The sequence below is a fragment of the Rhizobium sp. RU35A genome (assembly GCF_900156005.1).
Lineage (GTDB): Bacteria > Pseudomonadota > Alphaproteobacteria > Rhizobiales > Rhizobiaceae > Neorhizobium > Neorhizobium straminoryzae.
Window position 1 is genome coordinate 252,086 of record NZ_FTMR01000007.1, and the last position, 24,591, is coordinate 276,676.

The window sequence follows — 24,591 nt, forward strand, 5'->3', positions numbered from 1 at the left end:
CATGGCGAAATTGAAACTCTCGGTGATCGTCGATGACAAGCCCGTCAAGGTCACGCTGGAACTGCCGGCCGACCTGCACCGCGATCTCGTTGCCTATGCCGACATCCTCGCCCGCGAGGCAGGTCAGTCGCCCGCCGATCCCGTCCGCCTGATCGTACCTATGCTGGAGCGGTTCATCGCCACGGACCGAGGCTTTGCCAAGGCAAAGAAATCCCTGTCCCACACTACGCTGTCGATGTGACAGACGAAACGTTTTGGGTCTCCAAAGCGGCCGCGATGTCCAGAAACCGCTGTAAGGCCGGATTGTCGTTCTGTTCCGACCAGACCATGCTGTAGGGCAAGGTCTCGTTACCTATGGGGCGGAAGACGACGCCCGGAACCTGCGTTGCCGTGATGCCCTCGCTTGCCAGGGTCAGTCCCTGGCCCAACGCGACCAGAGACAGGAGGTTATGCCGACCGACACTGTGCGGCAAGATTTCCGGCTGGCGCCCCAGCCCGGCAAGCCTCTGGACCAGGTAGTTGTAAATCTCCTGTCCCGGAGCGGCGTCACTGACGATGAAGCGCTCGCCGATCACGTCGCCCCAATCCAATTGCTCGGTTTCGGCAAGAACGTGCTGGTCCGGCATGGCCACGAAAACCTGCTCTGACCAGAGATGGCGGCATTCACAGCCTTCCCATTCGAGAGTTCCCGTCAGAAATGCCACATCAAGCTGCCGCTGGCGGATCGCTGCGACATGCTCTGCCTGATCGCCATCGGCAAACGACATCTGAATGGTCGCGTACTTTTCGGAGAATTTCTGGATGAGGTCGGCAAGAAAGCTGGAACCCAATGACGACAGAATGCCGATCCGCAACTCGCCATCGCCCACCCTCCCGATAGCGGCAACTTCCGTTCGCGCAAGACCAATCTCGGACAGCGCCTTTCGTCCCCGGTCGACGAACTGCTTACCCGCGAGGGTCAGGGTGACACCAGAGTGTGAGCGGACAAATAAAGCCGTTCCAAGCCGAATTTCCAAATCACGCACACGTCGGCTGATCGCGGACTCCTGCACTCCAAGCGCTGCCGCCGCCCGACGAAAACTACCGTGTTCGGAAGCGGCGACAACGTAACTGATGTGGCGAAGTTCGATACTCGATCCCAGCACGCACACTCCTTCAGAACCGTGCCGCAGCGAAGATGCTGCGGTTTAGTGCGAGGAAGTCAGCACAGCTTTACGGCGAGTGTTCGGCAAAAACTTGGTCGTAGGCTACCTCAGCTATGTCGGATGGATATTCTTGTTTGTTTGGTTGATCGACGTCACGGCGTCCTTCGCCTGCTGTCGGCGTGCTCGTCCTTTCATTCAATCAACTTCTGAATGAAACCCAAGGTATTTGCATTTTCGATTAGTGTTCGCACCTTCGCTCGCTCAAGTCCGGCTGGAATCTCAGCATCAATCTCCAGACGGAGTTTGACGTCGCTTCCAGGAAGGGTCGTCAACTGTTCGACGATCGCCTCGACTATCTGATGTATGTCCCTTGCCGGTCGTTCCGATGAAATCATCACCGTACCCAAGAAGCGGGTTGGCTTTTTTTCAATTGGTTGCGCCGTGACGCTGTCACCTGAAATCGCAACGGACGGCGCAGCAGCGGGACCACCCGCCGTCACAGTTTGCTCCGCCGCGTCGGAGGACGACGGCACAGGACGGTGCGCTTCCGCAACCTCTGGCTTAATGATGACGCTGTCGCTATCGATCACAACAATCGCGTTGCTTGCACGCTCAATGGACAGCCCCAGATACGAATCTGACTTGTCATCGTACCGTTCAGCATAAGCAAATGGGCCAGGCAACATGCCGCCAATGGCCGCTTGTACAGCTTTGATCAGGACATCCTGCCCTTTGAGGCGCGGCAGGTAGATATAGCGGTTCAGATACTCGCGCAGATCTTTGAGAGACAAACGGGGCTTGTCGTTCCAGATATATTTCTGGAGGTCTCTGTCGAGGCGCGAAGGTCCTAGCTCGACCAGCAGTCCCTCCTCCGCCACCAGCTTCTTGCTGGCACGGGCGAGCAGACCGTCCTGCGCCGGTATTTTACCAGACTGCCACTCCCAATCGGCATGCGCGCTCTCCTGGGCCGGATAATGCAGGTAGCACCAGGCTTCTTTTAGGCGCGTCTTCATCGTTTCGTTCGCTTCAGCCAACTTGGCCTTGGCAAGTGCGCTGTCGCTCTGCGTGAGATTTAGGCGTTCGGTATCGCGGACGATTTCACCCCATGCCAACGACGCACGCACGGCGTCTTTCAGATGATCGAGCTGTCGGCTTTCCGCTGCAATGAAAACCAGAGTGTTGCGGTAGACACGTGGTGTGCTGCCGCGTTGCAGCAGAATGGTTTTGGCCTCCCCGAGGGCCTCCGAACCCTCACGTCCATTATGTGGATACTTTACGCCAAGTACCACGGCCCGCACCCCGCCCGCTTCGTCGGGAACTTCCGCCGACGATGCGGGTGCCACCTGCACGGCGTCGAAATGCCCTCGATCCGCGAGACCATTCACATATTTTCCGAGTTCGGCATCGATCGTGACGTCAACCAAAGCCGCCTCGATCTGCGCGGCCTTATCGGCAGCGATGCGATTCAGGCTAGCCGACATGGAGTACCAGTAGCGGCCAAGATCAGAGTGCATGAACTTGGCTTGATTGGTCAGCCGCCGCAATGCGTCGCCGAAGATCGCCGGCCGCTCCCCTGGCTGAACCACACCGAGATTGATCTGCTTGTCGTCAAGGCCGGTGTTCTGCTGCTGCGCTGTTGGGGCAGTGCCCATGAAGATTGCACGGGCAACGCGACGTGTTGCCGAATATCGATTGAGATTGGGGGCGGATTGATCCACCCTGTAAGGTGTCGATGTTGTACCATCAACGTCGCCAGCGATGATCGCCTGCCAGCTCACGTCGAGATAGTGGAGCAGTTCAGGCTCCACGCGTGGCGAACTCACCGCCACACTGCCGGGCATGATCATGACCGACGGGTCGCCGTTCATCCAAAGCTCGTGAATAGCCTGCGCCATAAGGCGGAGGACACCGCGCGTTCTCTGGAATTTTTCGAGTGATCCCCATGTGGTGTAGAGCTGGTCGAACAGTTCCGGGTGAATCGGATAGGCCTTTTCCAACTTCCGACGGTAATCTTCATCAGCACACCCTTGCGGGAAATCGTTCGCGTTCTCCCGATAGAGCTTGGCGAATTGCTTGAGCGTGTTGTCCCGATGATGGAACTTGTCGCCGGGGATGTCCTTGAACAGACGACGCCGGACGATCTCATAGCTTTCTTCCTGGCTGGCAGGACGCCACGAAGATTCCACGCGGCTGAACGTTTGCTTGAGACGTGCGAGCGCTTCTTGACCACCCTCACCGCCCACTTCGATCTGCGAGGCCGGCAGGGAGGCGACTAGCAACGTGCCGGGGCTGGCCTTGACCGCCTCGGTCAGAGACTGGACGAAGGACAGGTTGGCATCGAACGACCCGGACGGCAGCCCCTCGACCTTGTAAATTTGACGCAAGTAGGCGACCCATTCGTCGATCAAGATCAGACACGGTGCGCATTTCTTGAAGAGTGCCTCGAGCAGGTTGGAGCCTGGTGCGATACCGTTGGCATCGTTCTCGGCGACCAAATCAAATGCTTCAGCTCCACCGAGCTGCCAGGCCAATTCACCCCATGTCGTCCGGATTTTCCGACCGCCATCCGCGTTGAGAACGTCCTGCGGCCCGCGCGAGGTGCCTACGAGCACAGCGCGGTTGATCCCGTCCGGTACATTGAGGCCCTGCTTTTCGAGCAATTGGTCGAGTCCTGAGAGGTCCTGCACCGGCGTCGGTCCCGCCATGTGATAGAGCGCCAGCATCGAGTGCGTCTTACCGCCCCCGAAATTGGTTTGCAGCTCGACGACTGGATCCCCACCCGCACCGGATAGCCGCTTCGCCGCCCCGACCAACAGCGCGCTCAGCCCTTCCGTAAGGTAAGTTCGACTGAAAAATTGCCGCGGATCGCGATATTCCGGCGGGGCACTTCCCGAATGAACCTTGGCAAGGTCGGCAGCGAATTCTGCCTGCTGGAACTCACCTGTAGCTACATCCTGGTGTGGCTCGACGACCTCTCGCCACGGCAGCAACCCCGCCACCGTCTCGACCGAGATTTCAAGACGCTGCGTCTTCCGGCGCTCCTCGTTGCGCTGAAGTTCAGTGAACTTCGTCCGGAGGATTGTGTCGCGCATCTTGCCGAGTTGTTCGGCCGTCTCGCCAGCGCTGATAGCTTCCATCAGCCGGCGCATGGTATCGAGAGCCCGCTCCGCATCGTCATAGGTGAAGGTCTCGTTGTGCGAGAGCTTGTTGCGGACATCGCTCAATTCGTTGACCAGCGACCTTTCCGCGCGGCCGAGGACCGCCTTGAACGCCTCGGTCCAGAAACGATCCATCGCATTGAAGAGCGCAGCCTGGTCCCAGCCTACAGCTCCGGTGTTGTTCGGTCGCAGGCTGGGCAGCTTCTCCAGAACCTGAACCTGCCAATGGCCCGGAAGAGATGTTTCCAGCCGCTTTTCAACGAAGGGAATCAACGCCGCAGGCAGCAGCTCCATACCCTCAAACACATGTTGGCGTGTGCTTTTTGCCATGTTCCGTTTCCCCCTTAAATATCCAGCCGAATCTGACGATCGCCGCTTGTGTCATGGATAGCCGCAGCAGCCTTCGTCAGCTCGGTCCAGTCAGCGATCAGAGCGTTGTAGGCCGTGGCCTCTTTCGCATCCTTTCGCTTGTTGGCGCTGATGTCGTAGAGGCAGTAAGCAAGGTCCTTCACGGCCTCCGCTTGGGCGATGATTCTCTTCATCAGGATGGCGGTGTCGTGGGAGATGCCGTCCTTCTCGTGCAGCCTGACCAGATGCTGGAGGCACTCCCACACCGTCAGGTGTCGGTCCTCTTCAGGGTTCCAATCCTCGTCGAGTTCGTCACGGGTGAGAATGCGGACCTTTCCGGCAGCGCTTTCAATGATACCAGCGTGCTTGACGCTATCGACAGAGATTCCCCGTGCGCGCGCCAAACTATCGGCCGTGCCATATTCGCCTTTCGCCATCCCATGCTGTTCGAACCAGGTGATGGCAAAGCGGGTGTCCGCATCGAACTCGCCTTGGATGCCGCCAAGGTATTCGTCGAGCTCGCGGTTGATCAGTTGCAGTGCGGCCTTCACGGTCATCGGGCTGTCGTCGGATTCCAGCACCGCCTTGTAGCGCGAGAACACGCCCATGCCAGGGCCGATGGCCGATTGCGGCATGTCGGCCGGGGCGATGTTGGCGGCCTGAAGCTCGGCGATGGCCGGGGGCAGTTCGCGTTTCAGGGCACGGATGAACTCGGCCCGGGTGATGACCTCGGCCGAGGCTTCCTTCTTGCGGCAGACGAGGACGACCGAGTTGGCGAGGGCGTTGGTGCCGGAGGCAACCATGCGGTTCGCCATCTCTGTGCGCATAGGCCAAGTGCCGACAACCGCATAACCAGCCTCAACGACCGCCTGAAGGAAGGTTGCCCAGCCGGTTGAGCTCACCCCCTCTTGCGCAACCTCACTTTGCTTGAAGGCATAGTAGATCGTGGCAGGAGCCAAATCAGATGACTGTTCAGCCATGTTCTTGATGGCCCGCCCCATACCGTCCAAAAAGAAGGCTTCGGCGGATTCTCGGCCTCCATGCCTGAATGCAGTGGCTACAAGTTCCTCAGCCTTTGGTGTTGCCAAAACACTGAATAGTTCGGGAAAGAACGGCTTGAGGGAGACCCTCATCCAGCAAAAGAAAAAGTCCGACAAATCAGCGTAGCCGATATTGTCGTAGTACGGAGGATCAGTTGAAATAACTGAAAGCTCAGGAATATCAACTGATTGGGCATCAAACTGAACTTCGCGTCCGCAATTACTCGGAACAAAGCGCTCGACAACCTTGTATACCCATTCAACATTCGCAAGGAAGTTGCCTGTCGCATCAGAAAATGGATTGCCCTCTGCAAAATCCCAAGTCATCGGCAATGCTTGACGAGCAAACGTGTTTCTAAGCGCCTCCATTTTGGGGGAAGAGTCCCACGAGCAAATCGTGGAACCGCGATCAGCAGACCGATTGATGGCAAACGCCAAATAGACGCAAATAGCGTCGGCATAGGCGGAAGCACTATGACCATCAGCGGCCAAAGACACTGAGTCATTATTCCAACCCGAAGCAACCGCGTCGGCGACCACCTTCTCCTTCACTTCAGGAAGAACACCGGTCAGCGTCTTCAATGAGATAACCTGCCTGTCGGTGAACAGCTTCCCCCAATTCTCAAGGCCGAATGCGTGACATGTGCCACCTGTCAACCGTGCGGGTGTTGCACCTTGCAGATTGGTCTCCCGAAAATCCTTGGCTGACTCCTGAAAACCCTCAACCTGCGCCGCAAATATCTGTGCGGCATCTGGGGCGACATACTGTCGGCCATTCTTTCCCTCGGCAACCACGGCAATCAGCACTTCGCCCATCTCCCCAGCCTGAGCTTTTTCCCGCACATAGTCGGCGGTGATGGCCCCGCCTGACATTATGCATTGAAAGTTTGCGCGCGCTGACTTTGTGCCTTCTTTTGCTTTTGCCAGCTCTGCTTTCGTGCCTGCGCGTCGAACACGATAGTTGATCGTCTTCTCAACTCGATCAACAATAGGTTCGATCCAAGCCTCCCTGCCAGGTTTCGAACCGAGTAGAAAACTTGACGCAATAGGCACATGCACATCGGCAAAGGCCGGGTCCGGGCTCGGCACGGTTCTCGACCAAACCCATGCGATCACAGTTGCCTTGCCACCCCCGAACTCCTTCGGCAGGTCAACCTTCGGGTAAAGGTGCCCAATGCGCTCCCAAGCCTTCTCGCGCATCCATTCGCCGTAGTATTTCACATCCTCGGCCAGCCCTTCGGCGTTGCGGTAGAACGACCGCTCCTTGATGCCGGGGTGGATGGGGGGCATGTCCTTGAACTTCGGCGGGATCTCGATCATCGCCTTGCCGATCATCACCGCCACCGGGTTCAGGTCGGACCCATAGGCGGGCAAGCCGAGACGCTGCGCCTCCAGTGGGATCGACCCGCCGCCCGAGAACGGGTCATAGACTGGCGGTAGAACGCCGCCGCAAGAGCGCCGGATTTCCGCCCGCGCGCGTTCCAGCACCTCCTCGTTGGTCGAGTTCTCCCACTTCACCAGATCTTCGATGATGGCAAACAGCCGCTTGCGCTCGGCTTCCTGCGCTTCATGCGTGGGGAATTTCTCGAGATCACTCGACGGATCGTCAACAAGCTGGGCGAACAGAACAGCACGACAAGCTGCCAGCGGCCGCCGCGCCCACCACAGATGCAGCGTCGATGGATGCCCGTGCCGGATCGACTTCTCGCGAGCGGAGGCGGCGTTGATCGCTTCGAGCGGGATCGCGACTTCAATGAGTTTCTTTTTATAGGTCGTCACAATTCCACCTCTATCCATTCAAAATTTGGGACGCCACGGCCTGCAAGACTATGACGTAATTCACCGAGCAGCGACCCATCAGAGAAAATACTTCCAGTGAATGCGCCGCCCTCCAGATCGAACGTCGCATCCTGCGTCTGCTGAGGACTGAATTCCATAAGTCTCGCAGATGTCTTCGTCGAATCGACGCCAACCAAACACTCGAATACGTTCAGATCCAACCCAATTACTTCGATCCGGAAACCGTCCCGAGGTATTTTGAAGAGAAGATAAGGCAGATCGTGAAAATCCTCCCAAAACTCGCGGCTTGAGAGATCTGGGGATTTCGGCAAAATGGACGTGATGCGGACCACGAATTCACGACCACCGAGTGAGATAACCGGGACGGTCTGACGTCTACGGTCGACGGAGTAGGCGCCGGTTCTCAGTCGGTTCGCTTCCTCATTAAAACCCATAGCGGCGAGCCAAGCAGCATAGTTTGCTCGGCGCACAGCGTCCGCAGGAAACTCAACGGGATTTTCCGGTGTCTCCGGCTCTGGGTCGACAAATGCGATCATCGATTTTTCGTCAGAGCCATCATTGCTTTCGCGCAAAAACGTACCTATCGCGAAGCTCTTCTTCGGTTGCGGAGAAATATGTTTATCCCAACCGTCAAGTTGCTTTAGGCCTTCGTTTAGCGCTCCCTTGATATTCGGCTTACTGTCGGAACCTGCAAATCCACCTTTAGATTCGGCGAGAATCCACTCTTTTTGGGTGTTTTCGGCGATGAAATCGGGAGCCTTCTCTTTCCCTGCCGGCCAAGCCTTGTTTTGGGTCGCCGCTCGCTGCTTCCATTCGGTCTCAAAGCGACCGACATAGGCGTACCCCTTCTCTTCCAGAAGAAGAATGGCCATGCCCTGCCCAATACGCCCGGCCAATCCTGAACTGCTGAAATCAGCATAGTAACTTGCCATGCCGTCATGCAGCGAAAATCCGACCTTGCCCCAATCGAAAAGATGGCCATTTTCAAGCAGGAAGCCTGTTGCACCTGCCCAAAGCTGGGGTGTCGAGGGCCACCGCAAGCAGTCTGCTTTCTTGATGGCATGTGCTAACCGCCATGCGCTGAAGCTGACAACCCCGCAGGAATCTGGAAATGGCCGAACGTGGGCGCGTGGCGTCTGAACCTTTGCCTTATCAAGCTCATGTACTGGTAGACTGCTATTCGCAGTGAACGCCTTGGCAATATTGACAGGCAAGGAAAACCACGGCGTCAGAACTGACAAGGGATGCATCATCATAGAGGCAGCTCCGACCGTTCCAGCAAGCGCCTCAAATCGAACTGAATCGCCGTTTCCATGAACGACGGCTCCCGATCCACAAGCGGGCCGCGCACATAGCGCGGCGCATGAGCAAAACCGCTATTGACCGATACAACTGCCAGGATGAACTTATCTGGTTCGTGCAGGGAGGTGATAATCTCCTGCCGCGTAACCATCACGCTGTCGGCACCGTCGATGCGTCCCTTCACCTCAATAAAGCGCAAATGCCCCGACTTTGGATCGTGGGAGACGATGTCGTACCCAATCTTCTGTGCGGAGACATCGACCGGGTCATTCCCCAAGTCCCGCTCTGCCGCCATGACCGCTGACATTGCCGCAAGTTCGATCGCCCTGCGCGCGACCGGATCTTCTGCGAAATGATTGGAAATACTAGGTGCTTGACGCGCCTCCAGCAGTCCGCGCGGAATAACGACCATGCCGCCCCGCACGCGCGGCGGCTGCGATGAAATGAACCGCTCCCGCTCAAGCTGGTCCATACGGCGTTTCTGGCGCTCAGCCAGATCCTCGGCCCGGCGCTGGGCGTTCTGCCAATTCACGCGCGTCTTCTTGCCGGCACGCTCCTCTTCTTTCAACTCGAAGGCGCGCGAGTCCCAGTAATTGATCTCCTTCTTGAGGCGGGCGCGCACCTCATGCTCGACCTTCTCAATCTCGGGAAGACGTCGCGCCTTGACCTCGGCGACATGGCCTTGGGCCAGCTCAACCGTCGCAAACCGGATCGCGGCCTTTTCCAGATCCGTGGTCAGCCAGCTCTCGTCAAGAAGGTCGCGCACGCTGGCGACCTCCTCCGGTTTGGCAGGGCGCAGATTCAAATGCGGCGCGATGCCAGCGTTGACCGTGTTGCCAGCCTTGTCGATGGCCGCGAACTGAAGCCGCTGTGAAATCACATGCGGCTTGCCGACACTGGTGACACGGCCGTCCTGAACGGTGTGCTCCAACAGGAAAATCGCCGACAGCGTGTCGCCCGCATCGGTGTCGTCCACCAGGATCGCACCCTGCCGCATGATCTGCTCATACTGCTCGCGGATAAGGCTGATCACGGCTTCGAGCAGCGGATGGCCTGGGCAGACGAATGCCGCGACCGGCTGCTGGTTGATCTTGTCTTTCTCGAAGCAGATCCGCTCATACTGCGTCTGAAGCGGCGCGCCGGTTCCGATCTGGCGGTCCCGCTCACGGATACGCACTGGGACATGAGTGACCTCCCAGCGCCCTTCTTCACGGCGCTTGATCCGGCCGCCCAGATGCTGGAACGCCTCGACGAAGAAGCTCTGGATGTGATGCGGCTGCAGGCGCAACGCTTCGGCGCGCTCCATTTCAAGGCGCAGTTCCTCGACCTTGGCCTCCGGCATCGTGTCATTGGTCAGGGCGCGGCGGCGTAGAAGCTCAAGCAGGTTCGCCTGGTCGACGGCACCATCGACCTGCTGGAACAGGCGGGCCTTGACCTCTTCCCGCTCGCCATACTGGATCGCCTCGAACAGCAGATCCTTTAGCGCCACGCCGTCGAACAATTCGCCGAGCACGTCATAGACTCGACCGCCTAGCGCCTCGCGCGCGGCTTCCAGCTTTTCGAGCAGTCGGGCGTAAACCTCGCCCTCGCGCGTGTCGGCCGCGACGAGATTCCACAGATGGCAAACCTCGGTCTGGCCAATGCGGTGGATACGACCGAACCGCTGCTCGATCTTGTTCGGGTTCCACGGCAGATCGTAATTGACCATCAGGTGGCCGCGCTGAAGGTTCACGCCTTCACCGGCCGCGTCGTTGGCGATCAGGACCAGCATGTCCTTGTCCTGCATGAAGCGCTCTACGACCTTACGCCGCTCTTCGCGCGACACGCCGCCGTGGATCACCTCGACCGCCTCGGGATTGCCGAGCCGCGCCCGAACCTTGTCGAGCAGATAGTGCAGCGTGTCCTTCGGCTCGGTGAAGATGATCAACTTGCGACGGTTGCCAGCAGCGTCGACCATGAGATCGTCATCGAGGATACGGTTGAGCTGGCTCCACTTCGTATCCACGCCGGAACGCAGAACGCCGAGCGCCATAGTCTCCAAGCCCTTCAGGGTCTCGACTTCCAGGGCAAGTTGCTCGACCGTCTCGGCCGTCGTCGCGCCCGTCGAGATCAAGTCCTCAAGCTCGTCGATCTCCTCCTGGCCGTATTCCTCGATGTTGCCGAGCATGTCGGCATTGATTGTCGGCTCGCTCGTACCTGCCCGGCGGCCCTTGGCGGCAAGGCGGGCTTCGCCCAGTTCGTTTTCTAGCCGCTCACGGCGACGTTTAAGGGACTGGTAGATGGCCGCCGGTGACGAAGCGAGCCGGCGCTGGAGGATCTGCAAGGCGAAGCCGACATTGTTGCGCTTCTTCCCGTCGCCCTCCGCGAAGCGCTGCACGCGGTTCATCTCCGTGCGCACATATTCCGTGACGGCGGTGTAGAGCGCCGCCTCCCCCTCCGAGAGCTGATATTTGACCGTGCGCGCCCGCCGCTCGGGGAAGAGCGGCCGACCGTCGAACTTGAGCAGTTCCTCCTTGGTCAGCCGCCGCATCATGTCTTCGGTGTCGGCGTAGTGGACACCATCGCGGAACCGGCCCTCGAACCGATCGCCGTCGAGCAGCGCCATGAAGAGCTGGAAATCCTCTTCCTTGCCATTGTGCGGTGTGGCCGACATCAACAGCAGATGCCGGCAGACCTGGCCGAGCTTCTGGCCGACCTGATAGCGGCGGGTGTATTTCACCTCTCCGCCAAAATAGGTGGCCGACATGCGATGGGCTTCGTCGCAGATGATGAGGTCCCATTCGCGCGCGCTCATGAGCTTCTCCTGAAGCTCCTCGTTGCGCGCCAGCACATCGAGACGGACGATCAGCCGGTCCCGGTCGCTAAACGGATTGCCTGATCGCGAATTCTCGATCATGTCGCGGGAAAGGATGTCGAACTCCAGATTGAATTTCTGGCCGAGTTCGTCCTGCCATTGTTCGACCAGGCTGCCGGGCGCGACCACGAGGCAGCGCTCCAGGTCGCTACGGGCGATCAGTTCCTTCATCAGCAGCCCGGCCATAATCGTCTTGCCGGCGCCGGGATCGTCGGCGAGCAGGAAGCGCAGCGGCTGTCGCGGCAGCATCTCGCCATAGACCGCCGAAATCTGGTGCGGCAGCGGATCGACCAGACTCGTATGGATCGCCAGATAGGGATCGAAGTAGTGCGCCAGTTTGATGCGGTTGGCCTCCGTCACCAAGCGCAACAAAGCGCCATCAGCGTCGAACGACCACGGGCGTCCATTCTGTTCGACATCGAGCCGATGCTCATCGTCGCGGTAGAGGACCGACTCCGCCACCGCGCCATTGTGATCGCGATAGACGACGCTGACCGCCTGATCGCCGATCCAGTCCACCGAAATGACATGCACAGCCTGAGCCGAGGCCACGCCCCGCACCGATGCGCCGTTCTTTATGTCTTCAAGCCGCGCAGCCATCAGTTGCCCTCACTCAACCCATTCATAGCTGAAGCTCCGCTTTTTCAAGCGCCGCTTCGGTCTCTTTGCGATTAATGGTCACAATATGCTGGGTATGAGCACTCTGTTTTGTGGCGTCCCCAAGCAGACCCAACCGCTTCAATACGTAGAAAAGCATCGCATAGCGAACTGAAAGCACCCCGTGACCGTGGTCGAGACCATAATCCTTGGCGACGACTTTTTGCTGACTTGGCGTAAGCGCAGGATGTGGTCCGATGATCACATCGAAATAATTATTCCAAAGCCAATCCTGCTCTCCGCCTTCGCCGGGCTCTCCCTTAACACCAACCTCCAATATGCGAGGAAGGAGAAAATCTTTGAAACGATGCTCAAGATGACAGTAAGCGCGAACGTGCCAACGGAAACCATCAAAACCAAAAGCGTGAGGCGTGATACGACGCCAAATCGGCTCCGGGCGCACCTTATTCATCGACTGGTAAAAGACTTCAACTGAAGCGCCTTCGCGTACGGCCTCAAGCACCCCCCTGAGAACGCCGATATCTACATCGCGCTTCGGCGTCAGAGCGACATCCGCTTTCGGAAGCGCAGCGATCCAAGAATCATGCGCAGGGACCATTCCCTCAGTTACGGCACGGAGCTGCGACAAATACATATGAGGATCTGGATCAAGGAAGCGCAGCACGAATTTCTCTGCGGCAACATAGCGTTTGGCGCGCGTGTCATATTCCATGTTTCCAGGGGCACGCTCCTGGTAGGCGGTCAGGTCCTTTGAAGCCTGAGGAACCGACACGCCAAAAAAATTCGTAATGTCAGCGCGATTTATCGATCCCTCCCAGAACAGGCGGAACTCGATAAACTCTAGCCTTTGCTCGACACCCCAGCGCAAGAACGCCTCCAACATTAGAATACTAAATATACGGATGTTGACATTTAATGCGTATAGTTCATATACGCATGATAGATTTAAGTCAACGGACGATGGATGGTCAGATGCCTCCCCGTAAGCGAAGCGCAGATTCAACTCAGGATGACCTCTTTGACCCGGAGGTCGACCTACTACTCCCGCCTCGCCTCGCAGTAGACGGTAAGGTCCTGGGCAGCACCGTGCGTCAGTTGATCGTTCCAGCCCAGCGCGTTCGCTGCAAATTACGTCGCTTCGTTATCCGCCGCGTCACAGGCTATGAGACCATCCTGACCTCTGGACAGACGCTGAAAATTATAAGCGCGAAAACGGCAACACCACTTGAGGCTGACCTTATTCTTCTTGTGGCTGACGCCATAGAAGCCAAACAAATAGCCGAAGCCCTGGAGCTTGGCGAAGGTCGCTGGATAAACGCTCGGCCGGCCAACGTAGCCACGATGGATCGCAACACGCGGGTAAATCTACTGTCTGCGGTCTCAGCCTCTTGGACTGACGCGATATATCTGCGCGAAGGACGCGCCGATGAGCCGGTGCGTCCAGGTTTGCGACGCCCTCAGATCGGAGCGCTTCACGCAGCGCTGGCACACAGAACACGATCGACCGCACCCGCAACCATTGTCATGCCGACGGGGACAGGCAAGACCGAAACGATGCTCGCTCTAAATGCCCACGAGAAGTTTGAGCGATTGTTGGTAGTGGTTCCGACCGACGCCTTACGCGAACAAATAGCATCCAAGTTCGAAACCTTCGGCGTCTTGAGACAACAGCAATGCCTGGCCGATAAGGCTTCTTATCCGGTTGTCATGCGCCTATCGCATATCCCGACAAGTGCAGCGGAGGTCGACCAAATTTTCGACAGCGCAAATGTCATTGTCACCACAATGCAGATTGCCGGCCGCGCGGATGCGCCCGTTCAGGAGCAAATGGCCGAACGTGCTTCAGCGCTCTTCATTGACGAGGCGCACCATATCGGTGCTCCGACGTGGGCTCGGTTTCGTGGCCTCTTCGTTGATCGAGATCCACCGCTCCCTATCGTTCAATTCACAGCCACCCCCTTCCGAGAGGATGGAAGACGCGTAGACGGGGAGTTCATCTACACCTACCCCCTCAAGAAGGCTCAATCAGAAGGATATTTCAAGCCCATTCGTTTTGAAGCCGTGTTTGGCCTCGACCAAGCTGATGCCGATCTGGCAATTGCCGAAAAGCTTGGTGAAGTCCTCCAGGGCGATCTGGACGCTGGCCTCAACCATCTTGCCATGGCGCGCTGCCAGACTATCGAGCGCGCTAAAGATCTTCACCGGATCTACAGCGCAATGTTCCCTGAATTCAACCCCGTCATCGTTCACAGCCAACAGTCTATCCGTGAACGCCGTGCAAACCTGGCCGCATTGAGGCGCTTCGAGAGCCGGGTCATCGTCTGCGTCGATATGCTCGGCGAAGGTTTCGATCTTCCGGAATTGAAAATCGCGGCGCTTCATGATCCGCACAAAAGCATTGCCGTTACCATCCAGTTCGTTGGCCGTTTCACGCGGCAAGATCCGCGCCTGGGCGATGCCACTGTTATCGCCAATACTGGCGTGGACGACATCGACCGTTCGTTAGCCAAGCTCTATGCGGAGGACGCCGACTGGAACGCTCTGGTCGAGGCCCTTAGCACGGCAAAGATCGACCGACAGGTTCGCCGCTCAGAAATGTTCAAAGGCTTCGTCGGAGATCTGAACGATATCCCGCTTCAGACGCTGGAACCAAAAATGAACGCGGTGGTCTATCGAACGTCGTGCGAGGCCTGGGAGCCACTGCGCGCTGAGGACCTGTATAATCCAGGCATCTATCTCGGCATGAAGGTCAACCCACACCAGCGCGTCGCCATTTTCGTCACTCGATCGGAAGAACAAGCAGGATGGACCACTGCGCAGCATGCCATCAATGTCTTCTGGGACCTGCATATGGTCCACTGGGATCCAGACCGACAGCTTCTCTATATCAGCAGTTCAGCTAAAGGCCCCTACGACCGGCTCGCTAAAGTCATCTGTGGCGAAACAGCGCGTCGCGTCGAAGGAGAGGAAGTCTTCCGCTGCCTGCACGGATTCAACCGACTTATTCTCCGCAATCTCGGCCTAACCCACCATCAGGGACGCGGTGTTCGTTACTCAATGTACATGGGCGTTGATGTAGCGGACGGGCTTGATAGCGCAAAGTCGCAATCCCGCATCAAAAATAATGTCTTTGCCACCGGCTTCCTCGACGGCGTGCCGGCTTCACGCGGCTGCTCGGCAAAGGGCAAGTTCTGGTCTATCTCACCTGTTCGCGATCTAACCGACTGGGTTGAGTGGTGTGCTGATATCGGTCGGGCAGTAAACGATCCGGGGATCACCACTGATGGCGTTTTCAAAAGTGCCATGCGGCCTTGGCAAATCAACGAGAGGCCCGCAGTACCGCCGGTTGCGATCCATTGGCCAGAGTCACTGCTGACACAGATCGAGGATCGCGTCGAAATTACCTTCGGTGATCGGCCCGTCCCATTCGCCGAATGCGATATCGAATTGCTTGACCATGAACGGACAGGGCCACTGCGTTTCTCGGTCCACAGCAATTTTGATGCTGCTGAGTTTGAGATCGTTTTTGCGGAAGGCGGTGCCCGCTATCTGCAACGATCCGGACCGAAGGCGACAATTAAGATTGGCGGCAAAGTGAAAACGCTGTCGGAATCTTTTGGTGAAGACTCCCCGCAAATTGATTTCGGAGACGGATCTCTCCTTATCTACAGCCATCTGTATGCCTTACCAGACGGTATTGAGGTGGAACCGTATTCTCGAGATCGAGTGGAAACTTGGGACTGGTCGGGGACCAATATTCGAACAGAATCACAGGGACCAGAAAAGCGCTCAGATTCCGTCCAGCGACGGGTTATCGAGACATTGATCGCGGATGGAAACGTCTATGATCTTATTTTCGACGATGACGGAGCTGGTGAAATCGCGGACGTAGTTGCCGTTCGTGTGACGGAAGGCCTTGTGCAAGTAACCCTCCACCACTGCAAATACTCCAGCGTGGACACACCAGGTGCGCGCGTGAAAGACCTCTATGAGGTCTGTGGCCAGGCCCAAAAATCAGCACGTTGGCGTGATCGCCCTTATAGGATGTTCACGCACATGCTGAAGCGCGAAAAGTTGCGTCTTGAAAAAGGCAGCACCTCGCGTTTCGAGCACGGAACTGCCGCGTTCCTCAAAAAACTGAAGGCAAGCTGGCAGGACTATCGATATGAATTCGATGTCAAAATTATTCAGCCCGGCTTGTCGCGGGCGGCGATCACGGAGGAAGGCCTGCATCTGCTCGCCGGCGTGGAGACCTATCTCCTGGAGACCCGTGCGATGAAGCTCCGAATCATAGGTAGTGAATAGCCGTATTGTAGAATGTCTTCTGGCCTACCCCGCCTTTTTGCATTCCAGCCTATCCGAATTCCCTACGCCCCCAAATTGATACTTCCCTGACTGTGCAGGCGTGTTCATGTTCTGCCGTGGTGGAGCGTGCGCGATAGAGGCTTAGCCAACGTGCGCGGATCTCTGATTGGCCAATGCCTTAAGAGATGCCTCTCGAGCTCTACGATGTCTAATCATCAACGGCAGGACTTCTGCCAAAGGAGGACGTATGTCACAAACCACATTCCTGACGCCGGAAGAAGTAGCGGAACGCTATCGCGGCAGCATTTCAGTGGGCACCCTGCGAAATTGGCGCTCGATGAAGATCGGGCCGTCGTTCGTAAAGATCGGCAAAGCTGTCCTCTACCACATCGACGAGCTTGACGCCTGGGACGAGCGGAACCGTGTCCAATGCCGCAATTCAAAGCGAATTGAGTACGAGACCGCAGATTATCATGCTTGATCGTTTTACACGCAAACGACGGGCGTGCCGGCCTGCGCTCTCGACACGCCCGCCGCCTGGTTAACCGGGGCACATTGTCCCTCATGCGGCCAGACCATATGACGTCCGGCCTGGTGGGCTTCATGCGGGTTCGCCGCCATTCCCACCGCCATGCTTGATCCGCCCCGCAGTGCGGCGTCTCCCATGGTCCCCGCGCTTTTCGGGTCCGGGTCCCCATTCTATGTTTAGGCTACCGACGGCTCAGCAATGGAACCGAGCGTGTCGATCTCGGCAATCTTCTGAAATTCCGTGAGATAGTCTTGCTGATGGACCGCCATCCAGCGAACAACACGATTGTTCGCCAGAAGTTTAGCGATGTATCCACGCGCGACTGTCAGATGCAGATTGTCGATGCCGTAGGTTTCCTCGACCGACTTTACTTGAGTCTGGAGTGCCGCCAACTCCCGCTCCATGCGGGCGATCTGTTGACCCGACGGCGTAGGTTTGCCTCCACCTTTTCCTTTCTTGGTCGAAGCAAGCTGGTTTTCGGACGTGGCAGCGCGCAGAGCACGAGCGAACATCACGGTAAAATTGTTCTGACCTATCATCAGATCAGCGGCTTCAATCTGCCTCACAGATGTCATCTGTCGTAAGATGTCGAATACCTTCATCGAGCAAGGCGTGTCCTTCAGCATCTCAGCCGCTTCGGGGCTGATCCCTTCAAGTAGCCGGAAACGCCGCAACACCGACTCGACCTGGAGGTTCAGAGCGGCGGCTATGTCAGCCGACGAGACACCCCGATCCATCGCGCGCGCGATCATGCGATGTTCCTGGATTGGAGGGATGCGGTTGACGCGCTTGTTATAGGTGTAAGTGTCGTCATCTGCGGTGAGCAGGCACTCGACTTCGGTGATGCCGAGTTCTTTCAGTACCTCCAACCTTAAGTGACCATCGAGAAGAAACCAGGTCCCTGGATTCTTTTCGTCGGCCATGACGACCGGCGCTTCGATCAGACCGATCGCCTTGATCGAACTCAAGACTTGTGAATAGGAGCGGCTCTCCCGGGCGCCGGACGGCAATGTCTTCAGTGGCACGATGGCGGCGACGGGAACCGTTACGAAGTCACGATCGAAGGCGAAACGTATGCGCCCATCCTCCCGGTCCGTTGCCTCTTCAGTCATGATCTCCTCCAGACACCCGGACTGTAAGCGCACGAGGCATCGTCGCCAGTCCTTCGGCCCTCAGCAAATTTATAAATCCGTCCTTGGAGATCAAATCCTTGAGCGCCTCAACGACGAACAGCAGCCGCGTCTGGGTGAAGTCCGACTTTTTGACGAGGAGACGCTGCTTTTCCGCCTCACGCTGATAAACTTGCATAAGATCAGCGGCCGTCATACGGCGAACGCCTGTCCCCTTTCGACCCAATCGTCCGGCAGGCAATCCTCCCTTGCGCTGGCTTCGCATCCGAATCTCGAGCAGACGACGGACGGCTGCGAGCTTCTTGCCTCTGAGCTTGCCGGTCTCGTAGGCGTCGAGAAGCAGGTCCTGCGCCTCTTCCGTCTCAGCCTTGGAAATCTCCATTGCCAGGGTGATGGGGATCAGCCCGGTTTCCACCGCGGATACTAATCGTTCCTCCCCCCGCTCAAGGAGCGATGCGATCATGTTTACCCAGGAGGCTCCGACGCCGATCTTCTCGGCTATCGCGGCATCGCTGAACCCACGAGAACGCAATGCACCGATCTCCTTCATCAGATCGATGGGGCGCGGCGTGCGCCGAGCGATGTTTTCGACCAGGCTCATTACGAGGCATTCGCTTTCGCTGGCTTCGATTACCACGGCTGGAATCTCTGTCTGTCCCAACATCTGGAACGCTTCCAGCCGACCTTCTCCGCAAACCAGATCGTATCTCGGCCCGCCCGCGCCATCGCGCCGACTCACAGTGATCGGTCGCTTAAGACCGATGGCTTCAATGTTGTTCACGATCTCCCGATGCTGGCGTTTGTTGCGCGCACGAGGGTTCAGAACGGTAATGCGAGAAATTGGGATCATTTCGATCCGACTGGGGCGAGCAGCGGGCATCAGGCAGCCTCCTCAAGTGCAACGGGCATGGCGATGTCATAAAGAAGGTCGAGGCCATCGAAGCGATAGGCATCGAGCCCAAGTGCATTCTCCTCTCCCAGCCGCAGCTTCTCGGAGAGCATGTCGATGCGCGGGAACAGGTAGTAGTCAAGCGGCTCGCGATTGGCGTTGTCCATCCGCACAACGATCGTGATGTCGGGCGCGAGGGATGTATCGAAGCGCAGGTTCCACCGAAGGAGCCCGGTGGGCGTTTCCATGCAACGGGCGATCACGACGGAGAGGCTGAACTCGCCATTTACGACGACCCTATCGGTCTGAAGATCCTGCAAGGCATCGCTGCCCGACGTCCGAAACCCGTCAAGCACCTGACGCAAAACCTCGGGATGAAGTTTGCGCAGTTCGCGGTTTACTTCAATATAGCGATAATCGCGATCCGGCGTGAAACCCACGAGACCATACGCCCGGAGCAAGCTGCCAAATCGGGAGCTATAGGCACTGCTGGACGGCATCCCGTCACATTCGTCGATAACGATCCCCGAAAGCAAACCCCGTTGATGATACAGCTTTCTCAGGGACTGCAACATCTCCTCATCACTGAGGCGAAAGGAGCGCGCGCTGATCATGGTTCTTGCCGCTTCGAATAACTCGCGCTCGACGACGGCTGCAAACGCATCCTGCGCACGGATCCACATTTCGGGATCGTTCTGGACGCGCTTTTTCTTCAGCTTGAAGGATTGGCGGTTCCAAACATTGTCGCCCACATATTTTTCATTGATCAAAACCTGGTGGACGGTTCCTCTGGTCCAAGGACGCCCGAGGTCTGTGGGAATGCCACGCCTATTGAGATCGGCTGCAATCTGGCTTTCGCTGTATCCCTGATGAACAAACGAGCGGTAGATTTCACGAACCAGATTGACTTCCTCGGCAGGGCCCAGCGTTAGGATCACCCGATCGGTCTGGATGCTTTTGTGCTCGCCCCGTTCGAGGAAGCCCTTGGTGACACCGTGCTCATCGATGAGTGTTCGACGTAAGCCAAAGCCCGCTGGCCCGCCCTGCCGATACCCCTTCTCGATCAGGCGACCTTGGCCTGCAAACACCTTGGTTGATAGTTCACGGCTGTATTCGCCGGCCATCGCCCGCTTCACGCCTTTTACAATGGTCGAAATCGGGCTACCGTCGTTGTCGAATTGCTCGGCGCAGTACTCCACGGCGATACCGGCGCGTCGGCAGAGATATTCGTAGTACGCGCTTTCGTCCGCATCCTGGAATCTTCCCCAGCGGCTAACGTCATAGACGAGCACCAAGGTGAATTCGACGCTCCCGGATCTGACGTCCTCGATTAACTGTTGAAGCGCGTCGCGCCCCTCGATCTTGAGACCGCTCTTCCCGGCATCGGCATAGGTCTTGACGATCTCGATCCCGCGAGACTGGGCATATTGTTTGATCGCGTCGGATTGGTTTTCCGTAGAATATTTCTGATGATCCGTCGACATGCGGACGTATTCGGCAGCGCAAAGGGGGCGTTCCGGCTGCCCCGGCCGATTATCGTCGTAAAGTCTCCGGTTCATCTTACCACGCACTCCTGGACATAACCGCGGCAGTTAAGACGTCTGAAGCCGCAGTTTGTGGCAAGCCTCTGCCGCCTCTCCGCATGGACACCATTCTAGCTGCGGAGAAAACGGAAGATGTTGCCGAAAAAGGGCAGGAAATTACCCCTATGGAAAGGCGTCCTCGGTGGGCGTGAAATCTATGCGCGGACCATCGCTGAGCTTCTGCGCAAAGAGCATGGCGATAGCCATCGCGCGATTAAACAGCTTATGCGCCAAACAGATGCAAGCGAAAGGACCGTCAAGCACTGGCTTGCGGGGCAGCACGGGCCAGACACCGTATATTTCTTACGGCTGGTGGTTTCCTCGCCCGTGATCAGAGCCTTCTTTTTAGGACTGATCGAGAGTCCATTGGCGACGCCACTGACGGAAGCGGTTGATCGCATTTCGCTCGCGCGAGCTCGCGAGGCCTATGCTTCCGGTGAAATCGCCGGTGGCGACGCAGCAGCGCAGGGGCTGAAAACTGACCCTAATCATGTCCGCAAAAGTGACCCTAAAAATGTCCCCGATCACTTCGCCTTCAATAAGCGGCAACGTTGGTTTTTGAACCGAATCACAGAAGGACGTTGCAATGCGAAGGAGATAGCCACAGCATGGACCGTGAGCCTCAAGACAGCGCGTCGTGATATCGCGGCGCTTAAAGAGGCCGGTCTTATAAACTATGTTGGCTCGCGACGGAAAGGACGATATCGTAGGAACAGGGAATAACGAGGATATTTCACTCGGGGATTGTGCGCTGCCCCCCGACGAATCAATGTCCCCAGAATCCGAAAACAAGACAGGTGTAGAGTGGTGTCGTGCTTGAACGGGATTGGCTAGATGCAACCATGATCAATTGTGTCGATCACGATAGCGCATCAAATGCCGCTCCCAAATCCCGGCACCACCTGAAAAGAAAAATACATAAATTCCTTTAATATCAAAAAGATAGTAAATGGCGTCGGATGATGCACAACCACCCGTCCGGCGATCCGACTCCGTCGCGCGCCGATATCGACATGACGAAGACGATCATCGACACGGCCAAGCCTCTCGGGATTACCGTGCATGACCACATCATCATCGGCAAGGACGGGCATGTGAGCTTCCGGGGCCTGCGGCTGATCTGACGACAGTCGGCCCGCCTTTTGTGCAGCGCATCGGTCAGTCCATGCGGGGCTTTTGTCTGATTCCGGCATTTTTGCGGGAACGTCGCAGACCGATGAGAAATTGGTCAGAAATCGACGTTATGATTTGACCGACATCATTTGTTGCGGTGCAATAGGCATCTCATCCCAAGACGAGGCACATCCATGCATCATTACGATCTCATCGTCATCGGCAGCGGGCCGGCCGGCCGGCGCGCGGCCATCCAGGCCGCCAAGCTGGAGAAGAAGGTTCTCGTCGTGGAACAGGGTCGCCGTGTCGGCGGCGTTTCGGTGCACACCGGCACCATTCCCTCCAAGACGCTGCGCGAGACCGCTCTGAATCTCACCGGCTGGCGCGAGCGCGGTTTTTACGGCCGCTCGTACCGCGTCAAGCAGGATATCAGCGCCGACGACCTGCGCCGCCGCCTCCTGATCACGCTCGATCACGAGGTGGAGGTGCTGGAGCATCAGTTTGCCCGCAACCGGGTGCAGTTGATGCGCGGCCGCGCGAAATTCGTCGATCCCAACACGCTGGAAATCGAAAAGAGCGATGGGGAGATCCTGCGCACCACCGCCGCCTCCATCCTGCTTGCAGTAGGCACCCGCCCCTATCGCCCGGGCCACATTCCCTTCGATGGCGAAGCCGTGATCGACAGCGACGAACTGCTGGAGATCAGGAAGGTGCCGCGCTCGCTGATCGTTGTCGGCGCCGGCGTCATCGGCATTGAATATGCCACGATCTTCAGCGCGCTCGACACGCAGGTAACGGTGGTCGAGCCGCGCGACACCATGCTCGATTTCATCGACAAGGAGATCGTCGAGGATTTCGCCTACCAGCTGCGTGACCGCAACATGAAGCTGATCTTCGGCCAGACGGTGGAGACCGTCGTGCGCGAGGAAAACGGCGGCAAGTGCCGCGTGACACTGAAGAGCGGCCGATCACTGCAAGCGGAAATGGTGCTGTTTGCCGCCGGCCGTGTCGGCGCAACCGATACGCTGAACCTTCCTGCCGCCGGCCTTGAAGCCGACAGCCGCGGCCGCCTGAAGGTCGACCCCGAAACCTTCCAGACCGCCGTGCCGCATATCTATGCCGCAGGCGACGTCGTCGGCTTTCCGAGCCTTGCCTCCACCTCGATGGAACAGGGCCGCATTGCCGCCCGCCATGCGGTCGGCGCTCCCGCCAGCGAGCCGCCGCAATATTTCCCCTATGGCATTTATGCCGTCCCGGAGATTTCCACCTGCGGCCTCAGCGAGGAAGAGGTCATCCAGCGCGGCATTCCCTACGAGACCGGCATCGCGCATTTCCGCGAAACCTCGCGTGGCCATATCATGGGCCTCGATACCGGCCTGCTGAAGATGATCTTCTCGCTGAAGACGCGCCGTCTGCTCGGCGTCCATATCGTCGGCGAAGGCGCGACCGAACTGGTGCATATCGGCCAGGCGGTGCTGAACCTGAAGGGCACGGTCGAATATTTCGTGGAAAACACCTTCAACTATCCGACGCTGGCCGAAGCCTACAAGATCGCCGGCCTCGACGCCTGGAACCGCATGGGCGAAGGACCGAAGGAAGCGCCGGTGGCAACAGCCCAGTCTCTCGATCCGGTAAACGCAGCCGGGTCTACGGCTGCCGACCACCCCACCATGCCGCGCAAGGCTGCGGTGAAATAATGCGCGCGCGAAGGGACCGGATGCGCAGCCTCCTGCGTCCCTTCGCCATCTCGCTCGTCGCGATCCTCTCTCTCGCCCTCCTGCCCTTGGCTGGCGTCGTGATCAGCACAGTAATCGCCGACGTTGCCGGCTGTCCGCTGAACGAAGGCGGCGGCTATCCCTGCATCATCTTCGGCAGCGACATCGGAGGGCTTCTGTCCTTTCTCTTCGTCGCGGGCTGGCTGATGCTGGTCAGCATCCCGGTGGGCAGCATCGCCTTCGGCGTCCGGGTCGTGGCGCTGGTCGTCACCGTTGTCAGGCATCACCTCAAACACCGCGCATGAAAAAGGCCGCTCGATGAACGAGCGACCTGATGAGATGCCCATATGAAAATGGCCCCTTTCGGGGCCATTTTCACCGCGATTAACGCGAGTAGAATTCGACGACGAGGTTCGGTTCCATGATGACCGGGTACGGAACGTCGGACAGCGACGGTACGCGGGCAAAGGTGGCAACCATCTTGTTGTGGTCGACTTCGATGTAATCCGGAACGTCACGCTCGGCGAGCTGGACCGATTCGAGAACCGTCACCAGCTGCTTGGACTTCTGGCGCACTTCGATCACGTCGCCAGCCTTGCAGCGATACGAACCGATGTTGACGCGAACGCCGTTGACGGTGACATGGCCGTGGTTGACGAACTGGCGGGCAGCCCAGACGGTCGGAACGAACTTGGCGCGGTAGACGATGGCGTCCAGGCGCGACTCGAGCAGGCCGATCAGGTTTTCGCCGGTATCGCCCTTGCGGCGGTTGGCTTCGTCATAGATGGCGCGGAACTGCTTCTCGCGGATATCGCCGTAGTAGCCCTTCAGCTTCTGCTTGGCGCGCAGCTGCACGCCGAAGTCGGAGAGCTTGCCCTTGCGGCGCTGGCCGTGCTGGCCCGGGCCGTATTCGCGGCGGTTGACCGGGGACTTCGGACGGCCCCAGATGTTTTCGCCCATGCGGCGATCGATTTTGTACTTGGACGACGCGCGCTTGCTCATCGTATTTCCTTCTCAAACAAACAACGACCGGGCTGTTTCCAGACCGGACCCGAGGAAACA

Annotated in this window: 16 protein-coding genes and 1 pseudogene; 7 read left to right on the plus strand and 10 right to left on the minus strand. The window is 57.9% G+C overall.

The annotated features are described in order from the left end of the window. Nucleotide 1 precedes the first annotated feature (1 nt). Complete coding sequence (locus tag F3H95_RS17295; protein WP_149746897.1) at nucleotides 2–241, plus strand: DUF2274 domain-containing protein; 240 nt, start codon at nucleotides 2–4, stop codon at nucleotides 239–241. Here F3H95_RS17295 and F3H95_RS17300 read toward each other — a convergent pair. The 6 genes from F3H95_RS17300 to F3H95_RS17325 all read right to left on the minus strand — a co-directional run bounded on the left by F3H95_RS17300 (nucleotide 225) and on the right by F3H95_RS17325 (nucleotide 13,133). After that, nucleotides 225–1,145, minus strand: a complete 921-nt coding sequence (locus F3H95_RS17300; RefSeq protein ID WP_244618051.1) for a LysR family transcriptional regulator — start codon at nucleotides 1,143–1,145, stop codon at nucleotides 225–227. The genes F3H95_RS17295 and F3H95_RS17300 overlap by 17 nt on opposite strands. Before the next feature lie 191 nt (nucleotides 1,146–1,336). Then, on the minus strand, nucleotides 1,337–4,633 hold the full coding sequence (locus tag F3H95_RS17305; RefSeq protein ID WP_149746898.1) for a DUF499 domain-containing protein: 3,297 nt from the start codon (nucleotides 4,631–4,633) through the stop codon (nucleotides 1,337–1,339). A gap of 14 nt (nucleotides 4,634–4,647) precedes the next feature. Then, complete coding sequence (locus F3H95_RS17310; protein ID WP_244618052.1) at nucleotides 4,648–7,470, minus strand: DUF1156 domain-containing protein; 2,823 nt, start codon at nucleotides 7,468–7,470, stop codon at nucleotides 4,648–4,650. After that, nucleotides 7,467–8,747: a hypothetical protein gene (locus F3H95_RS17315; protein WP_149746900.1), complete on the minus strand. Its 1,281-nt coding sequence runs from the start codon at nucleotides 8,745–8,747 to the stop codon at nucleotides 7,467–7,469. Before F3H95_RS17315 ends, F3H95_RS17310 begins: the two co-directional genes overlap by 4 nt. After that, on the minus strand, nucleotides 8,744–12,247 hold the full coding sequence (locus F3H95_RS17320; protein WP_149746901.1) for a helicase-related protein: 3,504 nt from the start codon (nucleotides 12,245–12,247) through the stop codon (nucleotides 8,744–8,746). The genes F3H95_RS17315 and F3H95_RS17320 overlap by 4 nt, the downstream gene beginning before the upstream one ends. A gap of 22 nt (nucleotides 12,248–12,269) precedes the next feature. Continuing rightward, nucleotides 12,270–13,133, minus strand: coding sequence for a WYL domain-containing protein (locus F3H95_RS17325; protein ID WP_244618053.1), 864 nt, complete (start codon nucleotides 13,131–13,133; stop codon nucleotides 12,270–12,272). A gap of 218 nt (nucleotides 13,134–13,351) precedes the next feature. Between F3H95_RS17325 and F3H95_RS17330 the strand changes: the two genes are divergently transcribed. Both F3H95_RS17330 and F3H95_RS17335 read left to right on the plus strand, forming a co-directional pair. Continuing rightward, nucleotides 13,352–16,570: a DEAD/DEAH box helicase family protein gene (locus F3H95_RS17330; protein WP_244618054.1), complete on the plus strand. Its 3,219-nt coding sequence runs from the start codon at nucleotides 13,352–13,354 to the stop codon at nucleotides 16,568–16,570. A gap of 247 nt (nucleotides 16,571–16,817) precedes the next feature. After that, nucleotides 16,818–17,051 carry a helix-turn-helix domain-containing protein gene (locus F3H95_RS17335; RefSeq protein ID WP_149746903.1) on the plus strand — a complete coding sequence of 78 codons (234 nt, stop codon included), beginning with the start codon at nucleotides 16,818–16,820 and terminating at the stop codon, nucleotides 17,049–17,051. A 224-nt stretch (nucleotides 17,052–17,275) separates the two neighbouring features. On the opposite strand, the gene F3H95_RS17340 is transcribed toward F3H95_RS17335, so the two are convergent. The 3 genes from F3H95_RS17340 to F3H95_RS17350 are packed head-to-tail and all read right to left on the minus strand — an operon-like array spanning nucleotide 17,276 to nucleotide 20,602. Further along, on the minus strand, nucleotides 17,276–18,211 hold the full coding sequence (locus tag F3H95_RS17340) for a plasmid partitioning protein RepB C-terminal domain-containing protein (RefSeq protein WP_149746904.1): 936 nt from the start codon (nucleotides 18,209–18,211) through the stop codon (nucleotides 17,276–17,278). Beyond that, nucleotides 18,204–19,109 carry a plasmid partitioning protein RepB C-terminal domain-containing protein gene (locus F3H95_RS17345; protein WP_149746905.1) on the minus strand — a complete coding sequence of 302 codons (906 nt, stop codon included), beginning with the start codon at nucleotides 19,107–19,109 and terminating at the stop codon, nucleotides 18,204–18,206. Before F3H95_RS17345 ends, F3H95_RS17340 begins: the two co-directional genes overlap by 8 nt. Beyond that, complete coding sequence (locus F3H95_RS17350) at nucleotides 19,109–20,602, minus strand: recombinase family protein (RefSeq protein ID WP_149746964.1); 1,494 nt, start codon at nucleotides 20,600–20,602, stop codon at nucleotides 19,109–19,111. The genes F3H95_RS17345 and F3H95_RS17350 overlap by 1 nt, the downstream gene beginning before the upstream one ends. A 192-nt stretch (nucleotides 20,603–20,794) precedes the next feature. Between F3H95_RS17350 and F3H95_RS17355 the strand changes: the two genes are divergently transcribed. The 4 genes and pseudogenes from F3H95_RS17355 (at nucleotide 20,795) to F3H95_RS17370 (ending at nucleotide 23,834) form a co-directional block, all read left to right on the plus strand. Further along, nucleotides 20,795–21,424 carry an HTH domain-containing protein gene (locus tag F3H95_RS17355; protein WP_149746906.1) on the plus strand — a complete coding sequence of 210 codons (630 nt, stop codon included), beginning with the start codon at nucleotides 20,795–20,797 and terminating at the stop codon, nucleotides 21,422–21,424. A gap of 236 nt (nucleotides 21,425–21,660) precedes the next feature. Next, nucleotides 21,661–21,825 (plus strand): annotated as a pseudogene (locus F3H95_RS17360) (JAB domain-containing protein); the annotation flags it as partial. Between the two features lie 183 nt (nucleotides 21,826–22,008). Beyond that, nucleotides 22,009–23,511, plus strand: a complete 1,503-nt coding sequence (gene sthA / locus F3H95_RS17365; protein ID WP_142881054.1) for a Si-specific NAD(P)(+) transhydrogenase — start codon at nucleotides 22,009–22,011, stop codon at nucleotides 23,509–23,511. A gap of 20 nt (nucleotides 23,512–23,531) precedes the next feature. Next, nucleotides 23,532–23,834 carry a hypothetical protein gene (locus F3H95_RS17370; RefSeq protein ID WP_149746907.1) on the plus strand — a complete coding sequence of 101 codons (303 nt, stop codon included), beginning with the start codon at nucleotides 23,532–23,534 and terminating at the stop codon, nucleotides 23,832–23,834. Between the two features lie 79 nt (nucleotides 23,835–23,913). Here F3H95_RS17370 and rpsD read toward each other — a convergent pair whose 3' ends face one another. After that, nucleotides 23,914–24,531, minus strand: a complete 618-nt coding sequence (gene rpsD / locus F3H95_RS17375; RefSeq protein WP_142881056.1) for a 30S ribosomal protein S4 — start codon at nucleotides 24,529–24,531, stop codon at nucleotides 23,914–23,916. Nucleotides 24,532–24,591: the final 60 nt, after the last annotated feature.